This window comes from Bartonella melophagi K-2C (genome assembly GCF_000278255.1).
In the GTDB taxonomy this organism is placed as follows: domain Bacteria; phylum Pseudomonadota; class Alphaproteobacteria; order Rhizobiales; family Rhizobiaceae; genus Bartonella; species Bartonella melophagi.
Genome location: NZ_JH725081.1, coordinates 672,410 through 675,659 on the forward strand (window position 1 = coordinate 672,410; position 3,250 = coordinate 675,659).

At 36.4% G+C, this 3,250-nt stretch carries 4 protein-coding genes and 1 pseudogene; 4 read left to right on the forward strand and 1 reads right to left on the reverse strand.

The genetic code is table 11. The features are described from left to right. Window positions 1-400, forward strand: a pseudogene (locus tag ME3_RS07160) (hypothetical protein); the annotation flags it as partial. Window positions 401-560: 160 nt separating this feature from the next. Here ME3_RS07160 and ME3_RS02775 read toward each other — a convergent pair. Then, on the reverse strand, window positions 561-1,178 hold the full coding sequence (locus ME3_RS02775; protein ID WP_007476927.1) for a hypothetical protein: 618 nt from the start codon (window positions 1,176-1,178) through the stop codon (window positions 561-563). A 157-nt stretch (window positions 1,179-1,335) separates the two neighbouring features. Between ME3_RS02775 and ME3_RS02780 the strand changes: the two genes are divergently transcribed. The 3 genes from ME3_RS02780 to ME3_RS02790 are packed head-to-tail and all read left to right on the forward strand — an operon-like array spanning window position 1,336 to window position 3,095. After that, the gene (locus ME3_RS02780; protein WP_007476929.1) at window positions 1,336-1,638 is read left to right on the forward strand and encodes a DUF1376 domain-containing protein; all 303 of its coding nucleotides are present in this window, start codon (window positions 1,336-1,338) and stop codon (window positions 1,636-1,638) included. Next, entirely contained in the window at window positions 1,628-2,758 is a 1,131-nt protein-coding gene (locus ME3_RS02785) for a DUF1376 domain-containing protein (protein ID WP_007476931.1), read from the forward strand. Before ME3_RS02780 ends, ME3_RS02785 begins: the two co-directional genes overlap by 11 nt. Next, entirely contained in the window at window positions 2,742-3,095 is a 354-nt protein-coding gene (locus tag ME3_RS02790) for a hypothetical protein (RefSeq protein ID WP_007476933.1), read from the forward strand. The genes ME3_RS02785 and ME3_RS02790 overlap by 17 nt, the downstream gene beginning before the upstream one ends. Window positions 3,096-3,250 lie beyond the last annotated feature (155 nt).

The window sequence follows — 3,250 nt, forward strand, 5'->3', positions numbered from 1 at the left end:
GGATAAGAACATGAGTATAGAAAAGAAATACGAGCTTACGGAAGAAAGTGAGAAGGTTGATAATTCAAGATTTGGAAAGAAATATAACTGCACTCTTCATCGTATTCGTGCATTAAGAGACTTTGGTGATGTTAAAGCTGGTGACATTGGTGGTTTTATAGAGAAAGAAGACAATCTTTCTCATGAGGGTGATTGTTGGGTTTATGACGGTTCATACGTTTCCGGCAATGCTATGGTGAGTGGTGATGAAAAGATAAAAGATACGGTAGTGTGTGATGATAATGTTATTACGTATGAAATGACATTCATGACACCACAGGAGTATATGGCCTCTCTTTCACGGTTACATAGGTTTTGGAAGCGGCTTTTTTATTATTGGCAGTACAGAATATGGATTTAATGATCAGGGGTATTCATACAATAACTTAAACAAGGTAAAAATAAGGAAAGAAAAGTGATTAAAGGTGATTTTATGGCAATAGTATATACTTTGCGGCTTGTTTTAACTCTGTGTTTTTTGTTTCGTTTTTAACTACTTGTAAAGTGAGTACGTACGTTATTTATTGAGATGCGCTTTCTTTGAAAAGTTTATTAATATAATTCAAATTCTGTTTATCTGACAATCTAAAAAAGCCGAGGTTACAAAGAAGCTTCAGTGTTTTATTTGGATCATTAGACGAAGTATGTTCTAAAATAATAGTTATAGGATTTACTGTATTTGGTTGTTTAACTAGCACGGTAAGTGAAAGTATAATTTCTTGTTTACTGTTTATACTAAATAAATCAAAGAAGTGCTCTGGTTCCGGTTTTGTCTGAGGATTTATTAAGTCGATGTGCTTAGGCTTTGTGGAGATAATTATATCTGGTTTTTTAGGGAATTTTGGGTTTGGATTGATATAGCGTGCTTTAATAAATTGGAATGGGCTTTTGTGATCTATCCAGATGTTATTTACTTTAATTACTTGTTTTGTAGGATTGTGAAGGGCTAACTTTATTGTAATTTCAGGATTTTCATTTTTATACGGAGACACGGTCGATTTATATGATACGCAATTAAACTGCAGTGTTCGTCCTAAAGCCTTTTTTTTCTGTTCTTCATATCTTGCCCAAACTGAAATACTTGCATGAATGCTACTAATGACAATGGAGATTATAGAGAAACATTCAAATACTGTCATTCTATTTTCTCCCCCACTTTTTCAAAACCATAGTGATGAAACGGTTTTATAAAACATTTTTAATGAAACGTCAGATGCCTAACATGATTCCTTTTCTTGATCTAGATACGAAGACAGGCTGGGCAATTTTACACTTAAAGAAAGAAGGAGATATGTGATGGCCACGAAATTACCCTGGGTAAAATTTTATCCTGGTCAATTTTTAATTGAGCTTATGCTTTTGAAGCCAAAAGAAACAGCTGTTTATACAACACTGGTCTTGCTCATGCTTCATAAGCGCGCACCTATTTTTAATGATGCTTCTCATTTATCAAGTTTGTGCAGCTGTTCAGTGTGGACGTTTCGAAACATATTAGAATCTTTAATGAGCCGTGGTTATATCATTCGTTTAGAGAGTGGCCGTTTGTGGTACACATCATCAGCAGTTTCAGAAAGAAAGGGGGAAAGCTATGTCAACTAAATTACCTTGGGTTAAAAGTTTTTCATCTGATTGTCTTGCTGACACGAGTGGAATGAAAGCATTTCAGATAGCAACATACGTAATATTGCAATGGCACATGCGTAGAAGTGGTGAACCTATTTTTTGTGATCCAAGTAAATTGGCACACAGTGCTGGTTGCTCGGTTAAGGCTTTTAATAAGGCATTAGATTTTTTGTTACGTGATCAGAAAATCGTTCGTTTAGAAGATGGCCGTTTGTGGAGTTTGCAAGTCGAGGAAGAACTTAAAAACTTTATTGATAAACAAGAGCATATATCGCAAGTGCGTAGTGAAGCTGGGAGAAAAGGTGCACAAGCAAAAATGCTTAAAAAACAATCTGTTAATGATTATGTTGAAGCAAAATGCAAGCAAAATAATAATTTTGTTGAAGCAAACGATAAGCAAAATCAAGCTATAAAGAATCAGAATAAGAATATATATAAAAAAACTAACACTATCGTGTTATCAAAAAAAGAAAATGGTTCAGAAGATTTAGCAACTGAAGTTTCGGTTCAAGATGAAACAACCGATGAGATGGTTGAGCAGCATTTGGATCACGATAGGCCTTTCTCAGAAAATCAATCCTCCGTTTCACAGCAAGAAAGCACTGAGAAGAAAACCAAGCGGTCTGGAGATAGACGAGGCTGTCGATTGCCTGAGGATTTCAAACCTGATCTGCAATACGCACTCGAAAAGGGCTTAACGCATGATGAGGCGTTGTTAGAGTTTGAGAAATTTAAAAACTTCTGGATAGCCAAATCTGGTCAAGGTGCAATCAAAAAGGATTGGAAACTGACATGGTACAACTGGGTTATTTCCGACTATGGACTTTTAGCTCAGAAAGCAAAACTGGGAAAGGAAAAACAAAATGGTAGGTATGGAAATTATTCTCAGCGACAAAAAAGTTTCACCGAACGTCTTACAGAAAGTTTCGAAAGTTCCAGACATAATTTTTCATCTGGAGATGATTATGAAGAGGATCAACCGAGGGTATCCATCGACCTTCAAGAGTGGGAGCGAATTGACGAAGCAGGAGGAAGAAAGAGTCTTGGATGCTTGCAACCATCTACAGAGATTGTTCAGTGTGAAAGCTTCGGATGAACAGATTAAGAAAGCTGCTTTTTTCCTCTCAAGTTTGAGAGTTCCAGCTAACACAGATCCCAATGTAGTTTCTTCATCTTACAAGCTGACACTCAAACAAGTTTCAGCATACGCTCTTGCAAAAGCTGTTGAAAATATTCTCGCCGGTCAGGTCAAGGAGATGTCAAAGGTATTCATGCCCACATGTGCAGAACTTGTTTCCTATTGTCAGAAGCTAGAAAGTGATGTGCTTGGCAGAGTTTGGTATGTGCACAGAGCGATTGAAAATACACAAGCAAAGGCACTGAAAGAACAGGAGAGACGAGAGAATGTCATTCCATTCACAAAAACGGCTTAATGAGTTTAAGACAGCAAAATAGAGAGAAATGGTGATCATTTTTGGATTAGATATGCGTTTAAATCAACAGAAAGGCACCGTAGAGAGAGATTTAAAAGTTTTTTGATGAATTCCATATTAGGAACATAAAACGCTCTGTACGGGCTAATTTGAGG